23 protein-coding genes are annotated in these 26,615 nt (G+C 69.8%); 11 read left to right on the forward strand and 12 right to left on the reverse strand.

Going from position 1 to position 26,615, the window contains the following annotated elements; translation table 11 throughout:
* The first annotated feature begins 147 nt into the window (after window positions 1–147).
* The gene (locus C8D81_RS10490; RefSeq protein ID WP_094431036.1) at window positions 148–1,170 is read left to right on the forward strand and encodes a M28 family metallopeptidase; all 1,023 of its coding nucleotides are present in this window, start codon (window positions 148–150) and stop codon (window positions 1,168–1,170) included.
* Window positions 1,171–1,557: 387 nt separating this feature from the next.
* On the forward strand, window positions 1,558–3,186 hold the full coding sequence (locus C8D81_RS10495; RefSeq protein WP_094431038.1) for a hypothetical protein: 1,629 nt from the start codon (window positions 1,558–1,560) through the stop codon (window positions 3,184–3,186).
* 168 nt (window positions 3,187–3,354) lie between these two features.
* Here the strand turns inward: C8D81_RS10495 and C8D81_RS10500 are convergent, their stop codons facing one another.
* Together C8D81_RS10500 and C8D81_RS10505 are read right to left on the reverse strand one after the other, a co-directional pair.
* Window positions 3,355–4,833, reverse strand: a complete 1,479-nt coding sequence (locus C8D81_RS10500; protein ID WP_094431040.1) for a CapA family protein — start codon at window positions 4,831–4,833, stop codon at window positions 3,355–3,357.
* Between the two features lie 9 nt (window positions 4,834–4,842).
* Window positions 4,843–5,760 carry a DNA-3-methyladenine glycosylase family protein gene (locus C8D81_RS10505; protein ID WP_208109214.1) on the reverse strand — a complete coding sequence of 306 codons (918 nt, stop codon included), beginning with the start codon at window positions 5,758–5,760 and terminating at the stop codon, window positions 4,843–4,845.
* Between the two features lie 97 nt (window positions 5,761–5,857).
* Here C8D81_RS10505 and C8D81_RS10510 point away from each other — a divergent pair, with 97 nt between their 5' ends.
* From C8D81_RS10510 to C8D81_RS10520, 3 genes are read left to right on the forward strand one after another with little or no spacing between them, the layout of a single operon-like run.
* Window positions 5,858–6,079 (forward strand): hypothetical protein, encoded by a 222-nt coding sequence (locus C8D81_RS10510; protein ID WP_094431042.1) that lies wholly within the window; start codon window positions 5,858–5,860, stop codon window positions 6,077–6,079.
* Window positions 6,080–6,125: 46 nt separating this feature from the next.
* A complete protein-coding gene (locus C8D81_RS10515) occupies window positions 6,126–6,506 on the forward strand; it encodes a hypothetical protein (RefSeq protein WP_094402136.1) in 381 nt (126 codons plus the stop codon).
* Window positions 6,503–6,958, forward strand: a complete 456-nt coding sequence (locus C8D81_RS10520; RefSeq protein WP_094431044.1) for a MarR family winged helix-turn-helix transcriptional regulator — start codon at window positions 6,503–6,505, stop codon at window positions 6,956–6,958. Before C8D81_RS10515 ends, C8D81_RS10520 begins: the two co-directional genes overlap by 4 nt.
* Before the next feature lie 5 nt (window positions 6,959–6,963).
* Here the strand turns inward: C8D81_RS10520 and C8D81_RS10525 are convergent, their stop codons facing one another.
* The 3 genes from C8D81_RS10525 to C8D81_RS10535 form a co-directional block, all read right to left on the reverse strand.
* A complete protein-coding gene (locus tag C8D81_RS10525) occupies window positions 6,964–7,983 on the reverse strand; it encodes an LLM class flavin-dependent oxidoreductase (RefSeq protein WP_094431046.1) in 1,020 nt (339 codons plus the stop codon).
* A 29-nt stretch (window positions 7,984–8,012) separates the two neighbouring features.
* Complete coding sequence (locus C8D81_RS10530) at window positions 8,013–8,768, reverse strand: SDR family NAD(P)-dependent oxidoreductase (protein ID WP_094431048.1); 756 nt, start codon at window positions 8,766–8,768, stop codon at window positions 8,013–8,015.
* 82 nt (window positions 8,769–8,850) lie between these two features.
* Window positions 8,851–9,711 (reverse strand): DUF3152 domain-containing protein, encoded by an 861-nt coding sequence (locus tag C8D81_RS10535; protein WP_133626023.1) that lies wholly within the window; start codon window positions 9,709–9,711, stop codon window positions 8,851–8,853.
* Between the two features lie 59 nt (window positions 9,712–9,770).
* On the opposite strand from C8D81_RS10535, the gene C8D81_RS10540 reads away from it, so the two are divergent.
* The 5 genes from C8D81_RS10540 (at window position 9,771) to katG (ending at window position 18,062) form a co-directional block, all read left to right on the forward strand.
* Window positions 9,771–11,063, forward strand: a complete 1,293-nt coding sequence (locus C8D81_RS10540; protein WP_094400605.1) for a YibE/F family protein — start codon at window positions 9,771–9,773, stop codon at window positions 11,061–11,063.
* A 47-nt stretch (window positions 11,064–11,110) separates the two neighbouring features.
* Window positions 11,111–14,554 carry a bifunctional proline dehydrogenase/L-glutamate gamma-semialdehyde dehydrogenase gene (locus C8D81_RS10545; protein WP_133626024.1) on the forward strand — a complete coding sequence of 1,148 codons (3,444 nt, stop codon included), beginning with the start codon at window positions 11,111–11,113 and terminating at the stop codon, window positions 14,552–14,554.
* A gap of 37 nt (window positions 14,555–14,591) precedes the next feature.
* Window positions 14,592–15,245, forward strand: coding sequence for an NAD(P)H-binding protein (locus C8D81_RS10550; protein ID WP_094400609.1), 654 nt, complete (start codon window positions 14,592–14,594; stop codon window positions 15,243–15,245).
* Window positions 15,246–15,408: 163 nt separating this feature from the next.
* A complete protein-coding gene (locus C8D81_RS10555; protein ID WP_094400611.1) occupies window positions 15,409–15,840 on the forward strand; it encodes a Fur family transcriptional regulator in 432 nt (143 codons plus the stop codon).
* A 26-nt stretch (window positions 15,841–15,866) separates the two neighbouring features.
* Complete coding sequence (katG, locus tag C8D81_RS10560) at window positions 15,867–18,062, forward strand: catalase/peroxidase HPI (RefSeq protein ID WP_094459592.1); 2,196 nt, start codon at window positions 15,867–15,869, stop codon at window positions 18,060–18,062.
* Window positions 18,063–18,225: 163 nt separating this feature from the next.
* Here katG and C8D81_RS10565 read toward each other — a convergent pair whose 3' ends face one another.
* The 7 genes from C8D81_RS10565 to C8D81_RS10595 form a co-directional block, all read right to left on the reverse strand.
* Window positions 18,226–19,197: an aldo/keto reductase gene (locus tag C8D81_RS10565; protein WP_133626025.1), complete on the reverse strand. Its 972-nt coding sequence runs from the start codon at window positions 19,195–19,197 to the stop codon at window positions 18,226–18,228.
* A complete protein-coding gene (locus tag C8D81_RS10570; RefSeq protein ID WP_166646761.1) occupies window positions 19,194–19,985 on the reverse strand; it encodes an amidohydrolase family protein in 792 nt (263 codons plus the stop codon). Before C8D81_RS10570 ends, C8D81_RS10565 begins: the two co-directional genes overlap by 4 nt.
* On the reverse strand, window positions 19,982–20,416 hold the full coding sequence (locus tag C8D81_RS10575; RefSeq protein ID WP_094357464.1) for an RbsD/FucU family protein: 435 nt from the start codon (window positions 20,414–20,416) through the stop codon (window positions 19,982–19,984). Before C8D81_RS10575 ends, C8D81_RS10570 begins: the two co-directional genes overlap by 4 nt.
* A 1-nt stretch (window position 20,417) precedes the next feature.
* On the reverse strand, window positions 20,418–21,737 hold the full coding sequence (locus C8D81_RS10580) for an enolase C-terminal domain-like protein (RefSeq protein ID WP_094400614.1): 1,320 nt from the start codon (window positions 21,735–21,737) through the stop codon (window positions 20,418–20,420).
* 16 nt (window positions 21,738–21,753) lie between these two features.
* A complete protein-coding gene (gene nagB / locus C8D81_RS10585; protein WP_133626027.1) occupies window positions 21,754–22,539 on the reverse strand; it encodes a glucosamine-6-phosphate deaminase in 786 nt (261 codons plus the stop codon).
* A 136-nt stretch (window positions 22,540–22,675) separates the two neighbouring features.
* Window positions 22,676–24,526, reverse strand: a complete 1,851-nt coding sequence (locus C8D81_RS10590; RefSeq protein WP_133626028.1) for a bifunctional metallophosphatase/5'-nucleotidase — start codon at window positions 24,524–24,526, stop codon at window positions 22,676–22,678.
* A gap of 16 nt (window positions 24,527–24,542) precedes the next feature.
* Window positions 24,543–25,796, reverse strand: coding sequence for an MFS transporter (locus C8D81_RS10595; RefSeq protein ID WP_229119967.1), 1,254 nt, complete (start codon window positions 25,794–25,796; stop codon window positions 24,543–24,545).
* A 50-nt stretch (window positions 25,797–25,846) separates the two neighbouring features.
* On the opposite strand from C8D81_RS10595, the gene C8D81_RS10600 reads away from it, so the two are divergent.
* On the forward strand, window positions 25,847–26,491 hold the full coding sequence (locus C8D81_RS10600; RefSeq protein ID WP_133626029.1) for a class I SAM-dependent methyltransferase: 645 nt from the start codon (window positions 25,847–25,849) through the stop codon (window positions 26,489–26,491).
* Window positions 26,492–26,615: the final 124 nt, after the last annotated feature.

A 26,615-nucleotide genomic window follows, 5' to 3' on the forward strand; every position in this document is an offset into this window, starting at 1 on the left:
AGCTGGCCCGGCGCAGCGCAGCGGAGCCGGGCCAGTGTGTCGAAGCCAACGTTCATCGAGTAGCTGGCCCGGCGCAGCGCAGCGGAGCCGGGGCAGCGTGTCGAGATGAACGCACTCCTCCCTTGGCCGCCTTCCTACCCTTGGTGCATGAGGGCGGATCGGAACCGGCAGACGGTACGCCGCAGCGCGGCCGGACTGGCCGTGGCCGCGGTGATCGCCACCTCTGCCTGCACCGCAAGCGATTCCGGCCAACCGGTACCGAGCCCGGCGGTCGGTACGACGGCGTCCCCGGCGCCCAGTGTGACGCCAACGCCGAGCCCTGCACCGACGCCGACACCCAGCGCGATACCGTCACCGGTGCCGGCGGTCTTCGAGACCGAGCGTGCGATCGCCGATGTCCGGACCCTGGCTGGCGACATCGGGCCGCGGCTGGCCACCGGCCCGGAGTTCGACCGGGCCGCGGGTCTGGTCGCGGAACGCTTCGCGGGGTTGGGATTCCGGGTGGCGCGACAGGAGTTCGAGGTACCGGCCGGGGACTCCTGGGGTACGCCGGTGGCGGCGGGGAGCTCGGCGAACGTGATCGCCGAACCGTTCGGCTTCGACCCGGCCCGTCCCTATCGGATCGTCGGCGCACACCTGGACACGATCGCGGTGGCACCGGGCGCGGAGGACAACGCCTCCGGAGTGGCGGTCATGCTCGAGCTGGCCCGAATGGCTGCCCAGGAACAGAATCAGCAGGTCCGCTTCATCGCCTTCGGCGCCGAGGAACCCCGCGCGCAAGGGGATGCGAACCATCACTACGGGTCCCGGTTCTATGTCGACGAGCTGGCCCGACAGCCCGGTGAGCTGGCCGGGATGATCTCCCTGGACCGGGTCGGCGTCCGCTCCGATCGGGTGCCGATCAGCAACGGTGGACCGCGGGGATTGCCGGTACGCAACGATCTCCGTGCTGCCGCGGATCGGGTGGGGGTACCGGTGCAGCCCACCGACAACAACCGCGCCAGCGACCACTGGTCCTTCGAGAAGGCCGGGCTGCCGGCCGCGCGGATCGGCAGCGTTCCCTACGCCGGTTACCATTCCCGCCGCGACACCCCCGACGTCATCGACCCCCGCCAACTCGAACGCGTCGGCCAGCTCGCCTGGGCATGGCTGAGCTCCCCCACCGGTTGACATCCATCGAGCAGGTCGCCCAGCGACCGCTACCCACGTTCATCGAGTAGGTCGCGCAGCGACCGTGTCGAGATGAACCAGTACGCCCCTTGCGCCGGTTGAGCGAGGAGCGCAGCGACGAGTCGAAACCAAGCCCCCACGTTCATCGAGTAGGTCGCGCAGCGACCGTGTCGAGATGAAGCGGCACGCCCCTGCGCCGGCTGAGCGACCGAGGAAGGAGGGAGTCGAAGCCAAGCCCCCACGTCCATCGAGTAGTCGGCCATGCGCAGCGAAGCGGAGCAATGGCCGACGTGTCGAGATGAATCCAGAAACTTTCCTCAAACCCCTTGAGTTATTCGAACACCATGACTATTGTTTGACCTAGCAGATGAGAGGAGGTGACCAAAGATGACCACCAACCCACGAGCCGAAGTCTTCGCAGCGATCCGCGCCGAAAGCGACACCATCGCCCAGACCGAAGCCCGCCGCCTGGTCGCGATCGCCGCCGCCTGCGACACCTACTCCGGACTGAACACCCACACCGACGAGTTGACCGCCCACGTCCTGCACGGTGAACAACTCGTGTTCCCCGGTGCGGACGGTACGCCCGGCATCACCGAGTTCTTCCACCTCGAGTTGGCCATGTCGCTGGGCTGCTCACCGGAGACCGCGCAGGTGTGGACCGCCGACGTGTTGAATCTGCGCCATCGGCATCCGATCCTGTGGCAGGCCACCTTGGACTGCGACATCCCCGTCTGGGTCGCCCGGGACGTCTCCCGGGCCGCGTTGCAGCTGTCCTTCACCCAGGCCCGCGAGTTCGACTCCCTCTGGTCACTCCGGCTGATCAACCTCACGCCCAAGCGCGCGGTAGCGACGACCGAGGCCCAGGTCGCGTTGATCCTCAACGAGGACAAGGAAGCCGAACGCCAGGCCGCCAAGAAACAGCGTCGTGTGGAGTTCACCCCCAGCCGGACCATCGCTGGCATCACCGACCTCTACGCCAACCTCGACGCCGGTGACGCCGCCCAGTTGAACGGCACCTTGGATCGGCTGGCGGATGTGCTCAAGGCCGGTGGCTCCACCGCCAGTCGTGATGAGCTGCGTGCCGAAGCCCTGGGGCACCTCGCGCATCCCGATCGGGCCCGGCAACTCCTGCAACCCTCCCTGTTCGACGGCGCCACCGTCACCCCCACCGGCGAGGTGATCAACCGCGATGGCGAGATCGTCACGCCCACCGGCGAGCGGTGCCGGCACGGTGCGGAGTTGATCCTGCACGTCCACCAGAAGGACCTCGCCAACCGCCGCGGCGGTGAAGGCGAAGCGCTCGGACCGGTCACCCTGCAACACCTGAAGGAGCTGCTCGCCCGGTGCACCGGGACCGTGAAGGTGCGGCCGGTAATCGACCTGGCCGCGCCGGTGATGGTCAACACCTACCGACCCAGCGACGAACTCGCGCAGCGGGTGAAGCTGCGGGACCGGTATGTGATGTTCCCCCGATCGAATCGCAGTGCGTTCGGCCGCGGGATCGATCTGGACCACACGATCCCCGCCCCGGAGGGGCCGACCAGTTCGGGCAACCTGGGGCCGTTGAACCGGTCAGCCCACCGCGCCAGAACCCACGCCGGATTCACCCTCGAGCAACCCTCACCCGGGGTGTTCCACTGGAAAACCCCGGCCGGGCAGGAGGCCTGGGTCAACCGCCACGGGACCTGGGACCATCCACCACCCGATCACCTGATCAACGATCCCGCCGCCTCGCTCTCCCGGACCGAACAACTCCTCCGCGACACCCTCGGCAACGGGCGAACCCAGTTGGAGAAGGAACGGGCCGAAGCCGAACAAGCAGCCGACGAAGCCCGCGAACGCGAGCGACTCCGCCGCGCCCGCAAGAAGCAACGCCTCCGCGACCTACGCCAAGCTGCCCGCGACCAGGCCGAACAGCGATCCGCATCGGAGCAGTACGCGAAGCAGGCGGAGCGACCGAAGAAACCGGCTCCGCCGGAGTCCCAACCTGCCCTGATTCCCAACCAGGACTAGGCTTCCGCACGCTCATCGAGCAGCGCGGCATGCGCAGCGAAGCGGCGCAATGCCGAGCGTGTCGAGATGAGCAACCACGCCTCGCACCTCTCGACACGGTCGCTGCGCGACCTACTCGAGGAACGTGAAAGGGACGCTCGCTGCGCGAGCTACTCGAGGAACGTGGCGTCACTGTGTCGGACGGGCGTACGGACCAGTGCTGGTACCGGTGATGTCGCCGAGAATGTCTTCCCGGGCAGTGTTTCCGGCGAGCCGCGGGGCGAAGTCATCTCCGATCTCGTAGGCGACCGGGTCGACCGCCACCACCCGACCGTCCCAGATCGTCAGCTCCACGAACACACCCTGACGTACCTGCGCCGACTGATTCATGTCGAAGACGAAATTGCCCAGCGAGTTCACCACGGTGACATCACCGACCCGGTCCCAGCCCTGCACCCAGTGCGGATGGCTGCCGATCACCGCATCGGCCCCGGCATCGACGAACGCCTGCGCGGTATCGCGCTGGGACGCCTCCGGCCGATGGGTGTACTGCGTACCCCAGTGCGGCATCACGATCACCACATCCGCCTGCTGCGACACCTCCTCGATCACCCGGGTGGTGGCCTCCCGCTGGGCGAGGTTGAGCGGCCCGGTCCGCGGCGGCATCGACAACCGGTTCACCCCCGGTGAGTTCTCCCCGGCGGCCACACCCTCGATGGATTCCGTGCCCACAAAGGCGATCCGCTGTCCGTTCACCTCCAGGATCCGCGGCGCCCGCGCCTCGGCAACATTCCGGCCGGCGCCGAACCGCGCGATGCCGGCTTCATCGAACAGGTCGAAGGTCTGCAGCAGCGCCCGCTCCCCGAAATCACCGACATGGTTGTTGGCCAGGCTGACCGCATCGAAGCCGGCGGACCGCAGCCCCGGCAGTGCCACCTCGGGATCGGCGCTGAAGGAATCCCCACCCTGGAAGGGCGGGCCGTCGTCGGACAGCGACGCCTCGAAGGTGCCGACCGTCAGATCGGCGGCCGCCAACCGGTCGGCCAGGGGCCGGAACACCGCGGCCGGATCGTTGCCGCGGGCGAGCCGCTGACCCACCCGGCGACCGAGCATCACATCGCCGACGATCGTCACCCGCGCCACGGATTCGGGCGGGCGCCCCGCGGTGCGCAGCGGATATGCCACCGGGTCGGCGAGCGGGTGGCGGCCACCGACGGTCAGCACCCGCACGCTCGGATCGACCGCATCGGCCGGTACCACCGCAAGCACATCGGGGCGCTGCCGGACACGCTCCAGGGCCGCACCGGGATCGGCGTACGACTCCGCGCCGGGCACCAGCGGCAGTGAGGTGACCACCGTCAGCGGGCCGGCCGGCAGTCCCAGATCCGCCCAGTCGTCGGCGCCCTGGTCGAGCACGGCGCGGGCGGCCTGCTCGCTCACCTCCAGCATCGGATTGCTCGCATGCACCACCAGCGCAAGCGGCGTCTGCGGCTCGGGACTGGGTTCGGGGGTCGGTTCCGGAGCGGGCGCGGCGGCGCTCGGGGTGGGCGGAACGGGAGCCGGAGCGGGCTGCGGCGCCGCCGGGGCGCAGCCGGCCAGCAGCAGCCCGACCAGCGCGGCACTCACCCCGCCGATGCCGCGACGAGCCCGATCCGCCCGATGCTTCATGCAGTGAATTTATGCGCGGCCACCAACATGGGTCGGCAGCGACCGGCGCGGCCCATGCCGTTCCGGGCGAGGCCCAACCAGCTCGATGAGCTGCTGCACCCGGTACCGGTGCCCGCGATAGGGCTCCAGCACCTCCTCGGCGGCGTCGTTGTCGAGCACCTCCCCGGTCAGCGCCAGGGTGATCATCCCCGGCACGTGATAGTCACCGGTGCTCCACGCGTCCGGGTCGCCGTGGGCGCGCTGTCGGACCTCCGCCGAGGTCCAGGCGCCGATCCCCGGCAGCGAGCAGAGCGCGGCGTGCGCGTCGGCGCTCGGGCGGGTGAGCGTACGCTCCAGGGCCGCGGCTCGGCGGACCGCTCCAACCGCCGCGCGGCTGCGTTTCTGCTCCACCCCGGCCCGCAGCCACTCCCAACTCGGGACCCGCGCCCATTGCTCGGCGGTCGGCGGGCAGACCATCCCGTACGCCCCAGCGCCCACCTGCTGCGCGGGCCCGGGGGCCGGGGTACCGAAGCGCCGCACCAGCAGCCGCTGCGCTCGGAACGCCTCGGCACCGGTCACCTTCTGCTCGATCACCGCCGGGACCATGGCCTCCACGACCAGCCCGGTACGCCCCACCCGCAGCCCGGGATGGCGTCGCCGGGCCTCGACCAGCAACGAATGCGCGACGTGAAAGCCGGCCGGATCGTCCCCGTCGCCGAGCAATTCGGGGAGCTGCTCGAGCGCCCACACCGCCCCCGCACCCCAGGCGTACCCCCGCACCCGGTCGGTGCAGCGGATCGCCAGCAGCGCCGGGCCCTCGGGCGTACTGCTGGCCCGCCACCAGCAACCGTCGACGAAGCGGTGCGTCGGATCACCGGACCCGCGCCGCAGCCGACCCAGATACGGCGCCAACGGCCGCGCGGGCAGACTGCGGGTCAACTCGGGCACGGGGTCAGCGTAGTTCCGGGACCTGACCGGCAGACATAGGCTGAGCGAAGGCGACGGCGCGGGGCGTACCCACCGGTTGCGGCGAGAGGGGTCGGCCGTGTTCGAGTTCACCGTCGGCGAGGGTGTCACCTGGCGGATCGAGCCCATGGGCGATCACACATCGCGGATCAGTGCCCGGGTGTGGGCCACGTTTCCCGCCGGACTGCTGGGGCGGGCGGTCGAGTGGATCTTCGTGCACCTGCTCAACGGGATCGAGCGGGATCGCGAGCATGCGCGGGTGGAACTTCGCCACCTGAAGCGGATCATCGAACCCCGCTGAGTTGACCCGATCACCGAATCTATGCGTTTCGCATATACTTCTGCCCATGACTGTCGACCTCGAACAGGCCATCAACGAATGGCACGAGAGCGTGAACGCCGGTGACCTGAAGCGGTCCGCGCGGGCGGTGGGCGACCCGGTCGTGGTGTTCGGCCCCAAGGGCGCCGGCCCGATCACGCCCGAACAGTTCGCTGACTGGGTGCAGCGCTCCGGCATCCGGTTGACCCCGCGCTCCTGGCATCCGATCAGCGAAAAGCTGGTGGTGGTGGAGCAGGACGCGAGCTGGCCCGAGAACGCCAAGCCCACCCGGGTGGCAACTCTGTTCCGCGCCAAGGACGGCCGGGTCACCGCCGCGCTGCGGCTGCCCGACCTCCGCCAGGCGCTCGAGCTGGCGTACCTCGTCCGCGAACTCGCCGCCACCGAATGACCGCCCGCAACCAGCAGCCGGAACCGGGCCCGGGCGAGTTGCTGTTCACCTTCGTCCGGCACTGGTCCCGCCGCGCCGCGGCCGGTGACCCGCGGGCCGCCGACCAGGGCCGGTTGGTCCAGGTCACCGAGGCCGTGCACGCGCTCACCGGACGCGGCGATCCCGCCACCGTGAATGCCGTCGCCGATGACCTCGGCATTGATCAGAGCGGCGCGTCCCGGTTGCTCCGCAACGCCGCCGATGCCGGTTACCTCACCCTGGCCAGCACACCGGCCGACGGCCGGCAACGAAAGGCCACCCTCACCACGACCGGCCGGGTCATGCTGCGCAACGCACACCGCTGGCAGGAGCAGGTATTCGACGAACTGACCACCGGCTGGAGCCAGCGCCGGCGCGATGAGTTCCGGCGGGCGATGGCCGATCTGATCACCGCGGATCGACGCCGCGGCTGACCCCCTCAGCCGAGCAGCTTCTTCACCATCGGTACGACCTCATCCCCGTACCGCTGGATGGATTCGAGCTGGTACTCGTGCCGCACCGGCTGGTCGAACTTCAGGTCGAAGCGATCCACGCGCAGCGTCCGCACCGTGTCGGCGATCTTCTGGGCAACGGTGTTCGGGGAGCCGACGTAGAGCGAGCCGTTCTCGATCTCGTCCTCGAAATCGCCGGGTTCCGGCGGTGGCCAGCCGCGCTCGCGGCCCATCCGCTCGCGCATCGCGAACCAGCCGTCGCGGACCAGGTCCCGGGCCCGTTGGTCGCTCTCGGCGACCAGGCCCGGCGAATGCACCGCGAGCCTGGCGCGGGGTACGCCGAGCTGGTCCTGGGCGCGTTCGAACAGGTCGACGTAGGGCGCGAAGCGCCCGGGCGGGCCGCCGATGATCGCCAGGAAGAGCCCGAACCCGTACCGCGCGGTGCGGACCACCGACTCGGGGCTGCCGCCGACCCCGACCCAGGCCGGGATGCCGTTCTCGGTGGTCGGGAAAACCCGCTGGTCGGTGAGCGGCGCGCGGGTGTTGCCGCGCCAGCTGACCGGTTCCTCGGTGAGCAGCGCGGCCAGCAGTTCGAGTTTCTCCTCGAAGAGCTCCTCGTAGTCGTTGAGGTCGTAGCCGAACAGCGGGAAGGATTCGATGAACGAGCCCCGGCCGGCGACGATCTCGGCGCGCCCGTTGGAGACCGCGTCCAGGGTCGCGAACCGCTCGAACACGCGGACCGGGTCGTCGGAGCTGAGCACCGTGACGGTCGAGCCGAGCCGGATGTGTTCGGTCTGCCCGGCGATCGCGGCGAGCACCATCTCCGGGCTGGAGACCGCGAAGTCCGGCCGGTGGTGCTCCCCGATGCCGAAGAAGTCCAACCCGGCCCGATCGGCGACCACCGCATCGGCAACCAGGTCCCGGATCACCTGTGGGTGTGGCAGAAACTCGCCCTGCTCGTCACGGGTCAATCCGCCGAAGGTGTCCAGGCCGAACTCGATATCCATGCCGGGAAGCGTACGCGTCAGTGGGCGGGTCAGGCGCTCGGCGGGCGCAGCCGCAGGCCCTGCATGCCGCCGTCGACGGCGAGCGCGACGCCGATGGTGGAGCCGCTGGAGGGCGAGGCGAGATAGCAGATCGCCCCGGCCACCTCCTCCGGTTCGACCAGTCGCAGGTGCGGCTGGCGCAGGTTGAGCTGGCGCAGCTCCTCGTCCGGATCGGCCGCTTTCGCAAGCAGGTTGGAGATCCACGGCGTGTGCGCGGTACCCGGGCAGACGGCGTTCACCCGGATGCCCTCCCGGGCATGGTCGGCGGCCATCGCCAGCGTCATCGAATAGATCGCGCCCTTGGAGGCGGAATAGAGCACCCGCTCGGGCAGTCCTGCGGTGGCGGCGATCGAGGCGACATTGACGATCGCGGCATGCTCGGACTCGCGCAGCGCGGGCAGCGCGGCAGCGGCCACCCGGGCCATGCCGCGGACGTTGATGTTGAGCACCCGCTGCCATTCGGCGTCGTCGTTGGCGGCGACGTCACCCTGGGCGCCGATGCCGGCGTTGTTGACCACGACGTCCAACCCGCCGAGCTGCCCGACCGCCTCACCGACGGCGCGGTTGACGTCGTCGGTGTCACCGACGTCGCAGCGGATCTGGATCGCGCCCTCGGGCGCACCGTCGGGGTCGAGGTCGAGCACCGCGACCCGCGCACCGCGGCGCATCAGCTCGCTGGCGGTGGCGCCGCCGATGCCCTGGGCGCCGCCGGTGACCAGCGCCCGGATTCCGTCGAACTCGCTCATCGTGGGTTCCCTCCGCTGGAGTCTTGGACGCGGACAGTTAACGGCAGCGGGATGACCGGGTCAACCACGCGTGCGGCAGCGGTCACGGCGTACGCCCGGACAGCGGCCACGAGTTGGCCTGGCAGCCGAGCAACCCCTTGGTCTGCTGCATCATCACCGGCGCCACCGCGCCGCGACGGGGGCACTGGGCGTGCGAATGGCCGAGGAAGTGGCCCACCTCGTGGTTCACCAGATACTTGCGGTAACCGGCGACGTCACCGTGGTAGTCGGGCACCGCCTCGACCCAGCGGACCGCGTTCAGATTGACCGAGTTGCCCTGCTGGCAGGACACCTCGCCGAGGGTCCGCAGCGGCAGGCAGCGGGCATCGGTGGTGCCGGGGGTGAGCACCTTCACGGTCAGCTCGGCCGCCTCGGTACCGACGAAGTCGAACTGCGCCTCCCCGCGGGCGGTCCAGCTGCGGCCGTCCTGCAGCACGTCCGCGGCCTCCCGGGCCACCGCCTCGGGATCAAGCGGCAGGTCACGCTCCACCTGGACCCGGACCTTGACCGTCCGACCCTGCTGCCCGGGCGGGGCCGGCCGCGCGAACGCGGCGGTGCGCAGCTCACCGGAACCGCGGGCCGGCACCTGCACCTCCGGCCGCGGCGCGGGCGCAGCGGGTGCGGGAGCGGGCGCGGGGGCAGGGCCGGGTGCGCCGGAGGCCGGGGGCGCCGGGGCAGCCGGGGCGTCCGAACCCTCGGCCTCGGGGGCCGCCTGCGGCGTACTCGAACCGGTCGGCGCGGTGTTGAAGGCGCCACCCCAGACCAGCAGCCAGAGGGTGATCCCGGTCGCGATGACCCCCGCCAGCAGCGGCTTCCAGCGCTGTCTGGGCGGCGGTGGCGGCGGCCTTCGACGGCCTCGCTTTGCGACCCGGGGGGTATCTTGCGCAGAATCAGGTGTACGCATGCCCACCGCCGGAGCCGACCACCGAACCACGCATCGATGAACAAGACTAGGTCATAAACGTGTCCCACATTCACAGCAGCACGCCCGCGTCGCGATCCCCGGAGGACCTGGCGCGGCGGCGTCGCGCCCTCCGGTTGATGATCATCGCGCTGATCCCGATCGCGGTCTGGACCCTCGGCGCGCTGATCGTGATGTGGCCGACCAACGTCCAGCAGAGCATCACCCCCGGCATCTCCACCTACTCGGTCCCGGGGGCGACCATCGAGACCGGCCGGATCACCGAGATCGCCGAGATCAACTGCGAGGGGCAGACCGGGTCGGCGGCGAACGCCCCGAACCAGACCTGTGGCCGGGCGAAGGTCGAGCTGACCAGCGGCCCGGAACAGGGTCAGACGATCGACGAGGTCACCATGAAGGCCTCCGACTACAGCTCCGGGGTGAAGGTCGGCCAGTCGGTCCGGCTCTGGCGGATCCCGGCCGAGGGCGTACCGCCGCAGTACCAGTTCAACGGCTTCGAGCGGAGTACGCCGATGCTGGTCTTCACCGCCCTGTTCGCGCTGGCGGTGATCGCGGTCGCCCGGCTGCGGGGCCTGCTGGCCCTGGTCGGTCTGGCCTTCGCCGCGTTCATCATGGTGAAGTTCATGTTCCCCGCCCTGGTCGCCGGCTCGAACCCGACACTGGTCGGACTGGTCGGCGGATCGGCGATCATGTTCGTGGTGCTCTACACCGCACACGGGTTCAGTGCCCGGACCACCACCGCCCTGCTGGGCACGCTTTTCGGCCTGTTCGCCGCCGCCGGATTGGGCTGGATAGCCACCACCTGGGCGCACTTCACCGGTGTGACCAGCGAGGACGACTTCATCCTGTCGGCGTCCGCGCCGAACCTGAAACTCACCTCGGTGGTGATCTGCGGCATCATCATCGCCGGACTCGGCGTCCTCAACGACGTCACCATCACCCAGGCCTCCGCGGTCTGGGAGCTGGCCGAAACCGATCCCGACGGCACCCGGCTGTTCCGCCGCGCGATGCGGATCGGGCGCGACCACATCGCCTCCACCGTCTACACGATCGCCTTCGCCACCGCCGGCGCCACCCTCGGCACCCTGCTGCTGCTGAGCATCTTCCAGCGGCCGCTCTACGAGGTGATCCAGGACGAGCAGTTCGCCCAGGAGATCATCCGCACCCTGGTCGGCTCCATCGCCCTGGTCCTGGCGGTGCCCCTGACCACCGCCATCGGGGTGGCCGTGGTGAGCGCCTCGAAGAAGTCCCGTGGTGAGATCTCGCTCGCCACCGACGGGCCGACCGCCGGCCCCGGTGACGAACTGATCGACCGGGACCGCTACTCCAGCTGAACCGGGGTGGTTAGGGGTTCCCGGGGCAGCGGCGTTACCCTCCGCATATGTCCACTGATGCCCCCTACGCCGACCTCATCGATGACGCCGTGGCGCTGGCCCAGCAGTGGTCCGCGGCCACGGTCGCGGGCCAGACGCGTGCCGAGAAACGGACCTCCGGTCAGCTCGCGTCGCTGCTGAAGGATCGGCGCGGTCTGGACCTGGCGGTGCGCTTCGTGGACCGCGTCGCCCGGCCCGATGATCTGCGGGTGGCGGCCAACGAGCTGCGCCGGATCGGGCGCGGTGCGACCTTCCTGTCACCGGTCGACCGGGGGCTGCTGCGGGCCGGGGCGTACGCCGCCCCGCTGGCTCCCGCACTGGTCGTCCCGCTGACCCGGACCCGGTTGCGGCAGCTGGTCGGGCATCTGGTCGTGGACGCCACCGATCCGGGGCTGGGCAAGCATCTGGCCCGCGCTCGCGCCGAGGGTTTCCGGCTGAACATCAACCTGCTCGGCGAGGCGGTGCTCGGTGAGCAGGAGGCGGAGTCGCGGGCCCGGCGCACCGCCGAGCTGCTGGCCCGCGACGACATCGACTACGTCTCGATCAAGGTGTCCTCGCTGATCAGCCAGATCTCCACCTGGGACGACGAGGGTTCGGTCGAGCGCTGCGTCGAGCGGCTGCGGCCGATCTACCGCATCGCGCTGGGGAGCTCACCGCACTCGTTCGTCAACCTCGACATGGAGGAGTACCGGGACCTGGCGCTGACCACCGAGGTGTTCAAGACGCTGCTGTCGGAGCCGGAGTTCATGGGCCTGGAAGCGGGCATCGTGCTGCAGGCCTATCTGCCGGATTCCCTGCCGGTGCTGGAAGATCTGATCGAGTTCGCCCGGCAGCGGGTGGCCGCGGGGGGTGCCGGGATCAAGGTACGCCTGGTCAAGGGTGCGAACCTGGCGATGGAGCAGGTGGAGGCCCGGCTGCACGGCTGGAACCAGGCACCGTACCCGGACAAGGCCGAGGTGGACGCCAACTATCTGCGCTGCGTGGAGCGGGTGCTGCGGCCCGAACTCGCCGGCACGATCCGCGTCGGGGTGGCCTCGCACAATCTCTACGACGTCGCCGCCGCCCATCTGCTGGCCGAGTCCCGCGGGGTCACCGATGCGATAGATGTCGAGATGTTGCAGGGCATGGCGCCCAGCCAGGCCCGGGCGGTCCGCGACACCGTCGGCACCGTGATCCTCTACACCCCGGTGGTCGCGCCGCAGGACTTCGATGTCGCGGTGTCCTATCTGGTCCGCCGGCTGGAGGAGAACGCGGCCCCGCAGAACTTCCTGCACTCCTTCTTCTCCGCCGACGGGTTGCGCCCCGGTGACAACCAGGAGCAGCGTTTCCGCGAGTCGGTGGCCGCGATCGGCGAGGGCACTGTCGGCCCGCGCCGGTACGCCGGGGCGGCGCGGATCGGCGACCACTTCGACAACACTCCCGATTCCGATCCGGCACTGCCGGAGGTCCGCGCCTGGGCCGAGGAGCACGTCGAGGACCCCGAGCAGACCGAGACCGAGCGGGAGCGCCGGCTGGCGACGCTGCCCGGTGCCGCGCTGCGCGAACAGGGCCTGCTGTCCAGCACCGAACAGGTCGATGCCGCGATCGCCACCGCCGTCGGCGCGGCGGCCGGTTGGGCGGCGCGGCCGGCCGCCGAACGGGCCGAGGTGCTGCGGCAGGCCGCCCGGGCGCTGGAGGCGGCCCGCGGCGACCTGGTCGAGGTGATGGCCGACGAGGCCGGCAAGACCATCGGCGAATCCGATCCGGAGGTGTCCGAGGCTGTCGATTTCGCCCGCTGGTACGCCGATCGCGCGCTCGAACTGGAACACGGCCCGGCCACCGACGGCGCCCGCTTCGTCGCGGATCGGGTCGTGCTGGTCACCCCGCCGTGGAACTTCCCGGTCGCGATCCCGATCGGCGGGGTGCTCGCCGGCTTGGCCGCCGGCGCGGCGGTGCTGATCAAGCCAGCGCCGCAGACCCCGCGCTGCGTCGCGGTCGCCGTCGAGGCGCTGCACCGCGCCGGCGTACCGACCGAGCTGCTCCAGTTCGTGGAGACCGACGAGGGCGAGGTCGGCAAGGCCCTGATCGCGCACACCGATGTGGACACGGTCGTGCTCACCGGCGCCACCGAGACCGCGAAACTCTTTGCCGGTTGGCGTTCCGGGCGTCCGCACGGGGCCCGGGTGCTCGCCGAGACCTCCGGCAAGAACTCCCTGGTGGTCACCCCGTCGGCCGATCCCGATCTCGCGGTCGCCGACCTGGTCCGCTCCGCCTTCGGGCACGCCGGGCAGAAGTGCTCGGCCGCCTCACTCGGCATCCTGGTCGGTTCGGTCGCCGATTCGCCGCGGTTCCGGCGGCAGCTGATCGACGCGGTCGGTTCGCTGCGGGTCGGCTGGCCCGAGGACCTCGGCGCGACGATGGGCCCGGTGATAGAAGCACCACAGGGAAAGCTGCGTGATGCACTGACCCAGTTGCAGCCCGGGGAGCGCTGGCTGGTCGAGCCGAAGCAGCTCGATGACAGCGGCCGGCTCTGGTCGCCCGGGTTGAAGGAATGGGTCGAGCCCGGGTCTTCGTTCCACACCACCGAGGTCTTCGGCCCGGTGCTCGGGCTGATGCGCGCCAAGGATCTGGACGAGGCGATCGAGCTGCAGAACGGCACCGACTACGGCCTGACCGGCGGCCTGCACTCCCTCGACCCGGCCGAGATCGGCCACTGGCAGGACGAGGTGGAGGTCGGGAACCTCTATGTGAACCGGCACATCACCGGGGCGATCGTGCGCCGGCAACCCTTCGGTGGTTGGAAGGCCAGCACCGTCGGACCGGGCGCCAAGGCCGGCGGCCCCAACTACGTCGCCCAGCTCGGCCACTGGCTGCCCGACGGGCTGCCGAGCTTCACCGCCCCGGTCGGTGCCGAGGCGCGGGCCGTGCTGGACGCCGCCCGGGAGCTGACCGACGCCGACCAGCAGTGGCTCACCGCCGCCGCCGGCAGCGATGCCGCGGCGTACGCCACCGAACTGGGGGTGGAGCAGGACCCGAGCAACCTGGTGGTGGAGGCCAACGTGTTGCGTTACCGGCCGGTGCCGGTGCTGATCCGCGCCCAGTCCGATGCCCGTCCGGTGGAGGTGCTGCGGCTGCTCGCCGGTGCGGCCTGCGTCGGCGCCGAGGTCGAGGTGTCGGCGGATCCGGTCGTGGCGGATTCCCTGTCCTCGTTCGGGATCCCGGTACGCCGGGAGCCGTCGGCCGAGCTGGTGGAGCGGCTGCGGCGTACCCCCGAACGCGTCCGGGTGGTCGGTGACCCGGCCGACCTGGCCGAGCTGCACCCGGAGGTCGCGACCACCCTGCTCACCGGCCCGGTGCTCGCCACCGGCCGCCGCGAACTGCTGACCTTCCTGCGGGAGCAGGCGATCAGCCGGACCCGGCACCGGTACGGGCATGTGGACGCCTCCCTCGATCCGTTACCGGCCCGCGCCTAGCGTGGTCTTCAGAACACCCAACCCGAGGGGAGCATTCATGTCTCGTATCGCGCTGATCGGCGGCCACGGCAAGGTCGCACTGCTCGCCGCGCCGCTGCTGACCGCTGCCGGCCACCAGGTCGATGCCATCATCCGCAACCCCGAGCACGCCGACGAGGTCGCCGCCACCGGTGCGAACCCGGTGGTCGCCGACATCGAACAGGCCGGTACCGACCAGCTCACCGAACTGCTCCGCGCCCACGACCAGGTGGTCTGGTCCGCCGGGGCCGGTGGCGGCAACCCGGCGCGCACCGAGGCGGTCGACCGGGATGCGGCCATCCGCTCGATGGATGCCGCGGTCGCGGCCGGCGTACCGCGCTATGTGATGGTCTCCTATTTCGGTGCGGCCACCGACCACGGCATCGCGGAGGACAACCCGTTCTTCACCTACGCCGAGGCGAAGGCGAAGGCCGACGAGCACCTGCGCGGTACCGACCTGGCCTGGACCCTGGTGATGCCGAGCGGCCTGACCGACGACCCCGGTACCGGTCGGATCGACGCGCAGGCCAGCGAGGCCGGCAAGGTCCCGCGCGCCGATGTGGCCGCGGTGATCGCCGCGGTCTGCGACGCCGAGCAGCAGCAGGTCGCCGGCCGGGAACTGCGCTTCAACACCGGTGACACCCCGATCGCCGAGGTCATCGACGCCGGCTGATCCGCCTGCCCCCACCGACCCGCGAGAACCCCTGCTGAGGCAGGGGTTCTCTGCCGTTCCGGGCCATACCGCCTACCCCGAGGAGAGGGATCCTATTCATGAATCTGCATCTCAGATCCACAGACTTCTTGACTTGTTCAAGTTCGACGATGAGACTCGTCCCATGACAGCTACGTCAGACCTTCCGCAACAGCTCCGGGCTGCGGGTCTGCACGTGACCCGACCGCGGGTGGCCGTGCTGGCCGCGGTGGCCCGGAATCCGCACGCCGATACCGGCAGCATCCTCACCGCGACGCGGGAGGAACTGCCGACGGTCTCCCACCAGACCGTCTACGACTGCCTCGGTGCGCTCACCGGGGCCGGACTGCTTCGCCGCATCCAACCCGCCGGTTCGGTCGCTCGTTACGAGACCCGGACCGGGGACAACCATCACCATCTGGTCTGCGCCGGCTGCGGTGCGGTCGAGGACGTCGACTGCGCCGTCGGCCACACCCCCTGCCTGACCGCCGAGGACGACCACGGCTTCCGGATCCACCAGGCCGAGGTCACCTACTGGGGCCACTGCCCCGCCTGCCAGTCGGCCGAGCCGGGCTGACCGGTAACTGAACGAGAGAAGGAAACATGTCCGTAGATCACGAATCCGAACTCGCCGAAGTCAATGACGACAACCAGCCCCAGTGCCCGGTCCTGCACGGTCAACCCACGCAGGGGGACACGAATCAGGAATGGTGGCCGAATCGTCTGAATCTGCGGATCCTCGCCAAGAACCCGCCCGCCACCAACCCGCTCGGCGAGGACTTCGACTACGCGAGGGCGTTCGAGGCCCTCGACCTGGCCGAGGTGAAGTCCGACCTCGAGCAGCTGCTCACCACCTCCCAGGACTGGTGGCCGGCGGACTTCGGCCACTACGGCCCGCTGATGATCCGGATGGCCTGGCATGCGGCCGGCACCTATCGGGTGCAGGACGGCCGCGGTGGCGCCGGTACTGGCCAGCAGCGTTTCGCGCCGCTGAACAGCTGGCCCGACAACGTGCTGCTGGACCGGGCCCGGCGACTGCTCTGGCCGGTGAAGAAGAAGTACGGCCAGTCGCTGTCCTGGGGTGACCTGATGGTGCTCGCCGGCAATGTGGCGCTGGAGTCGATGGGCTTCAAGACCTTCGGCTTCGCCGGTGGCCGGGTGGATGCCTGGGAGCCGGACGACGACGTCTACTGGGGCCCGGAGCAGACCTGGCTCGGCGACGAGCGCTACACCGGGGAACGCGACCTGGAGAACCCGCTCGCCGCGGTCCAGATGGGCCTGATCTATGTGAATCCCGAGGGCCCCAACGGCGACCCGGATCCGCTGAAGGCCGCGGTCGACATCCGCGAGACCTTCAAGCGGATGGCGATGAACGATGAGGAGACGGTCGCGCTGATCGCCGGCGGGCACACCTTCGGCAAGACCCACGGTGCCGCCGATCCGGAGAAGTATGTCGGCAACGAGCCGGAGGCCGCTCCGATCGATCAGAACGGCATCGGCTGGAAGAACACCTACGGCACCGGCAAGGGCAATGACGCGATCGGCAGCGGCCTCGAGGTGATCTGGACCGACGCGCCGACCCAGTGGGGCAACCGGTTCTTCGAGATCCTGTTCGGCAACGAGTGGGAGCTGACCAGGAGCCCCGCCGGCGGTCAGCAGTGGCAGCCCAAGGACGGGGCCGCGAAGGACACCGTGCCGGACCCGCACGGCACCGAGCGGAACCGGACGCCGAACATGCTCACCACCGACCTGTCGCTGCGGATGGATCCGGACTACGAGAAGATCTCGCGGCGGTTCCTGGAGAACCCCGACGAGTTCGCCGACGCATTCGCCCGTGCCTGGTTCAAGCTGACCCACCGTGACATGGGCCCGGTCAGCCGCTACATCGGCCCGGAGGTGCCGAGCGAAACGCTGCTCTGGCAGGACCCGATCCCGAGCGGGCAGAGCCAGCTCAGCGACGCCGAGGTGTCCGAGCTGAAGTCGAAGATCGCCGACTCCGGTCTCAGCGTCGCCGAACTGGTCTCGACCGCATTCGCCGCCGCGGGCAGCTACCGCAGCAGCGACAAGCGCGGTGGCGCCAATGGTGCCCGGTTGCGGTTGGCGCCGCAGAAGGACTGGGCGGTCAACGATCCGCAGCAGCTGCAGAAGGTGCTGCCGGTGCTGGAGAAGATCGCGGCGGACTCGGGCAAGGCGTCGGTCGCCGATGTGATCGTGCTGGCCGGCAATGTCGGTGTCGAACAGGCGGCCAGGGCGGCCGGCGTCGAGGTCGAGGTGCCGTTCACCCCCGGCCGTGGCGACGCCTCCCAGGAGGAGACCGACATCGAGTCGATGGACTACCTGGAGCCCACCGTCGACGGCTTCCGCAACCACGACGACGGCAAGGGCGTGCTGCCCGGTGAGTACGCCCTGGTGAACCGGGCGAACCTGCTCGGCCTCAGCGCACCCGAGATGACCGTGCTGGTCGGCGGCCTGCGGGTGCTCGGCGCCAACACCGGTGGGTCGAAGGTCGGTGTGCTCACCGACCGCGAGGGCGTGCTGAGCAACGACTTCTTCGTCAACCTGCTCGATCTGAACACCCACTGGACCGCCGCCAACGGTTCCAGTGATCTGTTCGACGGCAGCAATGGCGACAAGAAGTGGCAGGGCAGCCGGGCCGACCTGGTGTTCGCCTCGAACTCCGAGTTGCGCACCGTCGCCGAGGTGTACGCCGCCGACGACGCCAAGGAGAAGTTCGTGCACGACTTTGTCGCCGCCTGGGCGAAGCTGATGGACGCCGACCGCTTCGACGTCAAGAAGTAGCCGCTCGACCACCTCACTACGCTCATCGAGTAGGCCGTCATGCGGAGCGAAGCGGAGCAATGGCGGCCGTGTCGAGATGAAGGGGTCCAGCTGGACGGGTTCATCTCGACACGGTCGCTGCGCGACCTACTCGATGAACGTGGTCAACCGGTCGCTGCGCGACCTACTCGATGAACGTGGCGTCGAGGAGGCCCTGGCGGGCCAGCTCGGCCCAGAGTTCGTCGGGGACAGCGACCTGGTCCAGGGCGATGTCGTCGCGCACCTGCTGGGCATTCGACATCCCCAGGCAGACGTTGACCACCGTCGGATTCCGTTTCACATAGGCGATCGCGGCGGCCGGCAGCGGTACGCCGAATTCGGCGGTGACCGCCGCGAGGCGTTGCGCCCGCTCCAGCTGCGGCCCGGGCACCGGGCCGTACTCGTATCGGGCGTCGGCGCCCGGGTCGTCGGTGGCCAGCAGCCCGGAGTTGAACACACCGACCGCGATCACCCCGACATCGTTGCGGGCGCAGGCCGCCAGCAAGCCCACCGATTCCTGTTCCAGCAGGGTGTAGCGGCCGGCCAGCATCACCACATCGGGATCACACTGATCGACGAAACGCTTCGCCATCTCCGGATCCTTGGTGCCCACCCCCCAGGCGCGGATCACGCCCTGCTCCTTCAGCTCCCGCAGCGCCGGGACGGCGCCGTCGCGGGCCTCGGCGAACCGGTCGTCGGGTTCGTCGGGGTCGTGGATCAGGGCGATGTCGATCCGGTCGATTCCCAACCTGGTCAGGGATTCGGCCAGGCTGCGGCGGACACCGTCGGCGGTGTAGTCGCGTTCGCGGGTGAGCTCGTCGGGGACCAGGAAGCCGTTCTCCTCATCGCTGCCGACCGGGTTCGGGTTGTCGACCAGCAGCCGCCCGACCTTGGTGGACAGCAGATACTCCTCCCGCGGCCGGGCGGCGAGGGCGCGCCCGAGCCGCCGTTCGGCCAGCCCCAGGCCGTAGTGCGGGGCGGTGTCGAAATAGCGCAGCCCCTCCGCCCAGGCGGTCTCGACGACCGCCTCGGCGTCGGCATCGCTGACCGGGTGGCCCAGGTTGCCGAACTGGGCGGTACCGACCCCAAGACGCTGCCACTGCGGAAAATCGATCATGCTGCCCTCCGATAGATCGTCATCGCGTTCTGCTCACCGACCCGGTGCCGGTCCTCGGCATCCACCTGGCTGAGCGCCCAGGCGCACCAGTCCTCGGCGGTCCGGCTCACCGGCCGATCGCTGCCGATCAGGCACCGCCCGGCACCGAACATCGCCAGCGCGTGCGCGACGACCGGCCCGCGCATCCGCCGGAGCTGATCCTCATCGGCGGCCTCGGCCGGGAGCCCGGAGAGTTTGCAGTGCACCTGGGGAAGTTCGGCCAGCGCCCCGAGATCGGCCCGCCAACGCTCCAGACCCGCCGGGTCGCCGAGCGGCGGCTTCCCGAGGTGGTCCAGCACCACGGTCAGCTCCGGGACCTGCGCCAGCAGCACCCGCAGCTGCGGCAGCTCACCGGCGCGGACGCAGGCATCGAAGGGCAACCCATGATCAGCCACCACCCGCAGACCAAGCAGCAGATCGGGGTCGTCGAACCGGCCGGAATCCTGCAGCAGCAGGCGTACCCCGACCAGCGAGGCGAGCCCCCGCAGCCGCCGCAGCTCGGTATCGGTGCGGGCCCCGTCGAGGTCCAGGCTCGCTACGATGCCATGCACCCGCGGATCGGCCGCGACCCGATCCAGCCACTGCGCCTCGTCCCAGGCGTCGGCGGCATCGGCCTCGACCAGCACATAGCTGCGGTCCGCCTCATCGGGCAGCCCGGTGACCGCCGGCAACTCCGCTGTCGCCAGCCAGGGGTGGTCCCGCAGTCCGGTGTCCCAGACGTGCAGGTGGGTGTCGACGATCCGACTCACGGCACCCCGACGGTGAGCATCAGGCAGGCGTAGGGGCGTACCTCACCGGAGACGATCACCAGCGACACGTCCTCACCGCGCGCAGCGGCATAGAAGTCGAAGCGTTCCAGGCTGTCCCACTCGACCGCGTCCCCACCGTGGTGGGTGTGCCCCTCGAGCAGCTCCTGGAACTCGGCGACCGGCTCGGAGACGCCGCCGTCGGCATCGCGCATGTAGGTGGCCTTCTCGATCTGCAGCGACTGGCCGACCAGCTCCAGGATGGTGGCCGCGGGAACGGTGCCCGGGGTCAGGTTCAGCTCGACCCGGTCGGCCGCCGGGTTCACGTGCGTGACGCTGGGATAGAGGGCATCGACGATGACGATCTCGCTGCCGTGCCCGCAGCGGGCGAGCGCCTCGAGCAGGGTGGGATGGATGATCGGACCACGCAACATGTCACACCTCCGCAGTCCGGGCCCGCGCCCAGTAGCTGCCATCGGGATAGCTGAACTCGGCCAGTGTCTCAGCCTTCAGTTCCGCCGAGTAGCCGGGTGCGCTCGGCAGGGTGTACGCCCCAGCGCGCACCACGCACGGATCGACGAAGTGCTCGTGCAGATGATCGACGAATTCGGCGACCCGGCCCTCGCTGGTACCGGCCACGATCAGCTGGTCGATCATCACCAGATGGTTCACCAGCTCGCACAGGCCGACCCCGCCGGCGTGCGGGCAGACCGGTACGCCGCGGCGGGCCGCCATCACCAGCACCGGCAGGATCTCGTTGACGCTGGCCAGCCGGCAGGAGTCGATCTGGCAGAAGTCGATCGCCTCGGCCTGCAGCAACTGCTTGAACAGCACCCGGTTCATCCCGTGCTCACCGGTGGCGACGCCGATCCCGGTCGGTGCCAGCCGCTCCCGGATGCTGCGGTGACCGAGCACATCGTCGGGGCTGGTCGGCTCCTCGATCCAGAGCAGATCGAAGCCGGCAAGGGATCGCACCCAGTCGACGGCCTGGTCGACCTCCCACACCTGGTTCGCGTCGATCATCAGCGAGACGTCCGGCCCGATCGTCTCCCGGGCGATCCGCAGGCGCCGCTCGTCCTCGGCGCGGTCCGCACCGACCTTCAGCTTGACGTGCCGGTAACCCTCGTCGACCGCCTCCCGGCAGAGCCGCGCCAGCTTCTCGTCGCTGTAGCCGAGCCAGCCGGGTGAGGTGGTGTAACAGGGGTAACCGGATTCGCGCAGCGCGGCGAGCCGTTCCTCGCGGCCCTGCTGTGCGGTGCGGAAGAACTCCAGCGCCTGGTCGGCGGTCAGCTCGTCGGACAGATAGCTCAGGTCCATCGCGTCGACGAGTTCCTCGGGGGAGAGTTCGCTGACCAGTTGCCACAGCGGTACGCCGGCCGCGCGGGCGGCCAGGTCCCAGACCGCGTTCAGCACCGCGGCGACGGCGAGCTGCACCACCCCCTTCTCCGGGCCCAGCCAGCGCAGCTGCGCGTCACCCTGGAGTTCCCGATAGACCACGCCCGGTCGGGCGTACACCTCGCTGGCCTCCCGGCCGACCAGCCGCTCGGCGTACTCCTTGATCGCCATCAGGCAGATGTCGTTGCCGCGCCCGGTGGTGAAGGTGAAACCGCAGCCATAGAGCGCGGGGTCGTCGGTGACCAGCCGCAGGTATGCCGCGGAATAGTCGGCGTCCTTGTTCATCGCATCGGATCCGTCTTTCTCCACCGAGGTGGGAAATCGGACGTCGGACAGCTCGATCCCGGTGATGCGAGGCACAACTTCTCCTATCTGGTCAGAAACCCTGCCAGTCCGGCTTGTCCTGCGCGGTCTGGACGTAGTACGAGGCCAGCTGCAACCGGGAGGCCGCGGCATGGTCGACGAAGACGGTGACATGCGGATGGAACTGCAGCACCGAACCCGGCCACATCGCGGTGACCGGACCCTCGACGACATGGTGCACCGCCTCGGCCTTGGCCTTGCCGTTGGCCAGCAGCACGATGTGCTTGGCATCCATGATCGTGCCGACGCCCTGGGTCAGGCAGTGCCGGGGGACCGCGTCCACATCGTCGTCGAAGAAGCGGGCGTTGTCGGCGCGGGTCTGCGGGGTGAGGGTCTTGATCCGGGTCCGGGAAGCGAGCGAGGAACCGGGTTCGTTGAAGGCGATGTGCCCATCGGTGCCGATCCCGAGGATCTGCAGGTCGACCCCGCCGGCGGCGCGGATCTGGTCCTCGTACGCCGCACAGGCGGCCACCACGTCGCTCGCCATGCCGTCCGGGCCGTGCACCCGATCGGCCGGAAGATCAACCCGGGCGGAGAAATCGCGGTCGATGACGTTGCGGTAGCGCTGCGGATGATCGGCCGGCAGGCCGACGTATTCATCCAGCATGAACGCCTGACCGCCGGCCATCGTCAGCTTACCCGTCTCGACCCGGCGGCCCAGTTCGGCGTAGACCTCGACCGGGCTGGATCCGGTGGCGACACCGAGCACCGCCGCCGGCTCGTCCCGGTAGAGCGCGCTGATGGCATCCGCCGCCAGTCGTGCCGACTCCTGTGCCGAGTCGCTGACGATGACCTCCATGAACACCCCTTCGTTGCGTCTCGACCCGACCCTATCGGGTGCCCACTTCCCCCCGATCCTCGAGTAGCTCGCGCAGCGAGCGTGTCCCCCACGATCCTCGAGCAGCTCGCGCAGCGAGCGTGTCGAGAGGATCCCCTCAACCGGTGATCGTCAGCGGCGTACCGCCGGCAGTGAGTTTCCAACTCTGTTTGAAGAAGCTGGGCGGGTCGATGGTCTTGTTCGCAGTCACCCAGTCGATCAGCAGTTGCCGGATCTCCTGCTGCCGGTTGTCCACCACCGGGGCGGTGGTCACCCCGGGGAAGCTGCCGCCGCCGGACTGGCGGTAGTTGTTGATCGCGACCACGAACTGCTGCGCGTCGGCGACCGGGGACCCGGCGTAGGCCAGGTTCCTGATCCGCGAACCCACCGGTGCGGCGATGTCGATGTCGTAGGTGAGCTCGGCGTCCAGGCCGCCCATGATGTCGTAGTTGTAGTCCGGCGTACCGTTCGGCGCGGTCGGGGTGGTCGCGTTGGTGACCGCATCCGCCGGATAGGTCCCCGGACCGGGTACCTGCTTGAAGTATTCGGCCGACTTCTCCAGGTAGGCCTTCACCTGGGCACCGGTGAACGCGATGCCGAGCAGCGTGTTGTCGTAGATGTAGAGCCCGGCCACATCGCGTACCGTCACCTCACCGGCCGGAATCGCGGCGTTCTTGTTGAACGGCGCGGCGATCGACAGCACCGGGGTGTCGGCGTACTGGGTGCCGACCAGGGCCGCCTTCACCGACTGGGCCTGGACCAGGTTGATGAAGTCCATCGCGGCGGTGTCCTCATAGCGTGAGGTGGCCGCGCTCATCGCCTGGGTGCAGGTGCCGATCACCCCGTTGACGTAGTCGAGGACCTGCTGGTGCTGGCTGCGCAGCGCGGCGGCCACCTGCGGGTCCTCGGGCGCGGTGTTGGAGTTCAGCAGGGTCGCGGTCGCGGTGTCGACCCGCCACTGGCCGCGATCCTTGACCAGGTTGAGATCCATCACGGTGACCCGCATGCCCCAGTAGCTCGGCTCGGACAACAGCACCTGCCGACCGGTGGCCTTGTTCGTGACATAGCGCTGCGGGATCTCCTTGTGCGCATGGCCGACCAGGATCGCGTCGATGTCGGGCACCTGTTCGGCGATCAGGCTGGCGGCGTTCTCCGGATAGGGCAGCGCGTCGCCGTAGGAAGATGAGGTGTCGGCGCCCGAGTGGGCCGAGACGAGCACCACGTCGGCGCCCTCGGCCTTCATCTTCGGTACGTACTTCTTCGCCTGCTCGACGAGTCCGGGGAAGCGGATCTTCCCCTCCACGACGGCCTTGTCCCAGATCGCGACCCCGGGGGTGACCAGACCGAGGATGCCGACGGTGACCGGTTTGGCGCCGGGCACGTTGATCCGCTTCAGCACATAGGGCGGGAAGACGGGTTCGCCGGTGCTCCAGTCGACGGCATTGGCACCGAGCAGCGGATGCGTGAGCTGGCGCTCGAAGGTGCGCAGGATGTCCAGGCCGTAGTTGAACTCGTGGTTGCCGAGCGCGGCCGCGTCGTAGCCGACGGCGTTCATCGCCGCGGCCATCGGATGGATGGGCCCGTTGGTGATCGGGTCGATCTTGGCGTAGTAGTAGGCCAGCGGGGTGCCCTGGATGGTGTCACCGGCATCGAGGGTGATGCAGGTGTCCGCGCCGCGTTCGGCGCGCATCGCCTTGATCAGGGTGGCCGCCTTGGCGGTGCCGATGTCGTTGTGCGCGGCGTCGTCGTATTCGGCGTTCTTGAAGTAGTCCCAGTTGTAGACGTTGCCGTGCAGGTCGGTGGTGCCGAGCACGGTCAGCCGCAGCGCGTTCCCCCGGCCGGGGCCGGGCCGGCCGGGCTGGGCGGCGTACGCCGGGGCATCGCCGAGCGCGAGGCCGGCGCCGCCGACGACCGCGGCGGTGAGGATGCCACGCCGGCTGATGGTGTTGCTCGACTGGGTTTCGCTCATGCGGGAGACGTTATCGTCACCCGCCGGGCCGCTTCGGTGAGGTGTCGGTGACGGTCGGGGGACGAGTGGATGAACTGCGGCCGGTGATCAGCAGCAGGACCACGGTGATCACCTGCAATCCGGCGACCACTGCTATCAGGGCGGGGATCGAGCGTTCATAGAGCAGACCGGCCAGACCGCCGCCGAGCACGGCCGCGGCACCCTGGACGGCGGCGAAGACACCGTACGCCGTGGCGCGGCGGCCGCGCGGGGTCAGGTCGGCGACGACGGCCTTGATGGTGGAGTCCTGGACACCGTTGGCCGCGCCCCAGCAGGCGATCCCGAGCAGCACCGCCCAGACCGAGCGGGTGAACGCGAAGACCGGTACCAGCAGGACCAGCAGCGGCAGCGCGTAGAGCACCCGGCCGCCGACCCGGTCGTACCCCAGCCCGGTCACCAGGGCGGCCAGCGCGGCGACCAGCTGACCCCCGGCGTACGCCAGCGGGATCGCGGCCAGCGGCAGCAACCCGGTGCTGCTGAGGTGGAAGCCGATCATCCCGAAGGTGACCAGGCCGGCGGTGGCGGAGGCGGCGGCCAGGGCGAAGAGCCAGAACCGCCGGCCGAGATTGCTGCCGATGGTGTCCTGCCACCAGCTGCCGTGCGGCTGGTCGTCGCGGACGGGTTGGGGTGTCCGGGATCGCAACCAGAGCAGCAATCCCATCGCGATCGCACCGGGGATGACCAGGGCGGCGAGCGCCGGGGTGAGGGTGCCGGTGGCCGCCAACAGGGCGGCGACCAGCAGCGGTCCGGCGAAGGCGCCGATCTGGTCGAGGGCCTTGTGCACGCCGAATCCGCGGCCGCTGCCGACCCGGGTGGCGGCCTCGGCGAGCAGGGCGCTCTTGGCGGGGCTGCGGACGGCCTTGCCCGCGCGTTCGGCGAGGATCAGCAGGATCGCGAGCAGCAGGCCGGCGGCGCCGATGAGTGGGGTGATCGCGAGCAGCGGTACGCAGATGGCGGTCAGCCCGTAACCGAGCAGGGTGAGCGCCCAGTAGCGGCCGGTGCGATCGGCGAGCGGCCCGGAGACGACCCGCAGCACCAGGGCCATCGCCTCACCGGCGCCGGTGACCAGACCGGTGATCGCTGCGCTGGCGCCGAGGGTGGCGAGCAGCGGACCATAGATCGACCGACCGCCCTCGTAGACCATGTCCGCGGCCAGGCTGACCAGTCCGAAGCCGACGACACCGCGCCAGGCGGATCGGCGGCCCGCGGGTTGCACCTGGTCTGCGCTCACCCGGCGCAGCCTAACGGGCGGCCCCGTTCGCCTTCGGTAGCGTGCCGCGAATGGAACCCCAGGACCCCGGAACGACCGCTGCCCGCGCCTACGACCAGCTCGCCGACGACTATGCCCGGTTGCTGCCGGACACCCGCGCCGAGCAGCCGCTGGAGCTGGCGATGATCGGTGCGTTCACCAGCGTGGTGCCGGAGCCGCAGCGGGTGCTGGACGCCGGTTGCGGTACCGGCCGGATGATCGCCGAGCTGAGTGCCCGCGGTTCCCAGGTCACCGGTTGTGACATCTCGCCGGGGATGGTGGAGCACGCCCGCCGGGTGCATCCGGAGTTGACCATCGAGGTGGCCCCGCTGGCCGACCTGCCGTTCGGCGATGCGGCGTTCGACGGGGTGCTGCTCTGGTATTCGATGATCCACACCCCGCTGTCGCAATGGGGGCCGGCCGTCACCGAGGTGCTGCGGGTGCTCACACCCGGTGGTGCGCTGCTGATCGGCTTCCAGGAGGGTGAGGGCGAGAAGGACCTGTCGGCGTTCTATCGCGACCTCGGTCATCAGGTCACACTGAGCCGCTGGCGGCACACCCTGGACGAGGTCGCCGCGGCCTGGCCCGGTACGACGGAGTTGGCCCGCCTGCGCCGCGCCCCCGTCGGCAACGAACCCGACCCGCAGGCATTTCTCCTGCTGCGCAGAGATTCCTGACGTTCATCGAGTAGCCAGCCATGCGCAGCGAAGCACCTCCACACACGTTCATCGAGTAGCCAGCCATGCGCAGCGAAGCGGAGCAATGGCTGGCGTGTCGAGATGAACGCGGCATCATCTCGAC

This window comes from Enemella evansiae (assembly GCF_004362375.1).
GTDB lineage: Bacteria > Actinomycetota > Actinomycetes > Propionibacteriales > Propionibacteriaceae > Enemella > Enemella evansiae.

Excerpts from the sequence above, each read along its gene's own strand:
- C8D81_RS10490 (WP_094431036.1), top strand. The coding sequence starts at position 148 with ATGAGGGCGGATCGGAACCGGCAGACGGTACGCCGCAGCGCGGCCGGA.
- C8D81_RS10495 (WP_094431038.1), top strand. The coding sequence starts at position 1,558 with ATGACCACCAACCCACGAGCCGAAGTCTTCGCAGCGATCCGCGCCGAA.
- C8D81_RS10500 (WP_094431040.1), bottom strand. The coding sequence starts at position 4,833 with ATGAAGCATCGGGCGGATCGGGCTCGTCGCGGCATCGGCGGGGTGAGT.
- C8D81_RS10515 (WP_094402136.1), top strand. The coding sequence starts at position 6,126 with ATGACTGTCGACCTCGAACAGGCCATCAACGAATGGCACGAGAGCGTG.
- C8D81_RS10520 (WP_094431044.1), top strand. The coding sequence starts at position 6,503 with ATGACCGCCCGCAACCAGCAGCCGGAACCGGGCCCGGGCGAGTTGCTG.
- C8D81_RS10525 (WP_094431046.1), bottom strand. The coding sequence starts at position 7,983 with ATGGATATCGAGTTCGGCCTGGACACCTTCGGCGGATTGACCCGTGAC.
- C8D81_RS10530 (WP_094431048.1), bottom strand. The coding sequence starts at position 8,768 with ATGAGCGAGTTCGACGGAATCCGGGCGCTGGTCACCGGCGGCGCCCAG.
- C8D81_RS10535 (WP_133626023.1), bottom strand. The coding sequence starts at position 9,711 with ATGCGTACACCTGATTCTGCGCAAGATACCCCCCGGGTCGCAAAGCGA.
- C8D81_RS10545 (WP_133626024.1), top strand. The coding sequence starts at position 11,111 with ATGTCCACTGATGCCCCCTACGCCGACCTCATCGATGACGCCGTGGCG.
- C8D81_RS10550 (WP_094400609.1), top strand. The coding sequence starts at position 14,592 with ATGTCTCGTATCGCGCTGATCGGCGGCCACGGCAAGGTCGCACTGCTC.
- C8D81_RS10555 (WP_094400611.1), top strand. The coding sequence starts at position 15,409 with ATGACAGCTACGTCAGACCTTCCGCAACAGCTCCGGGCTGCGGGTCTG.
- katG (WP_094459592.1), top strand. The coding sequence starts at position 15,867 with ATGTCCGTAGATCACGAATCCGAACTCGCCGAAGTCAATGACGACAAC.
- C8D81_RS10565 (WP_133626025.1), bottom strand. The coding sequence starts at position 19,197 with ATGATCGATTTTCCGCAGTGGCAGCGTCTTGGGGTCGGTACCGCCCAG.
- C8D81_RS10575 (WP_094357464.1), bottom strand. The coding sequence starts at position 20,416 with ATGTTGCGTGGTCCGATCATCCATCCCACCCTGCTCGAGGCGCTCGCC.
- nagB (WP_133626027.1), bottom strand. The coding sequence starts at position 22,539 with ATGGAGGTCATCGTCAGCGACTCGGCACAGGAGTCGGCACGACTGGCG.
- C8D81_RS10590 (WP_133626028.1), bottom strand. The coding sequence starts at position 24,526 with ATGAGCGAAACCCAGTCGAGCAACACCATCAGCCGGCGTGGCATCCTC.
- C8D81_RS10600 (WP_133626029.1), top strand. The coding sequence starts at position 25,847 with ATGGAACCCCAGGACCCCGGAACGACCGCTGCCCGCGCCTACGACCAG.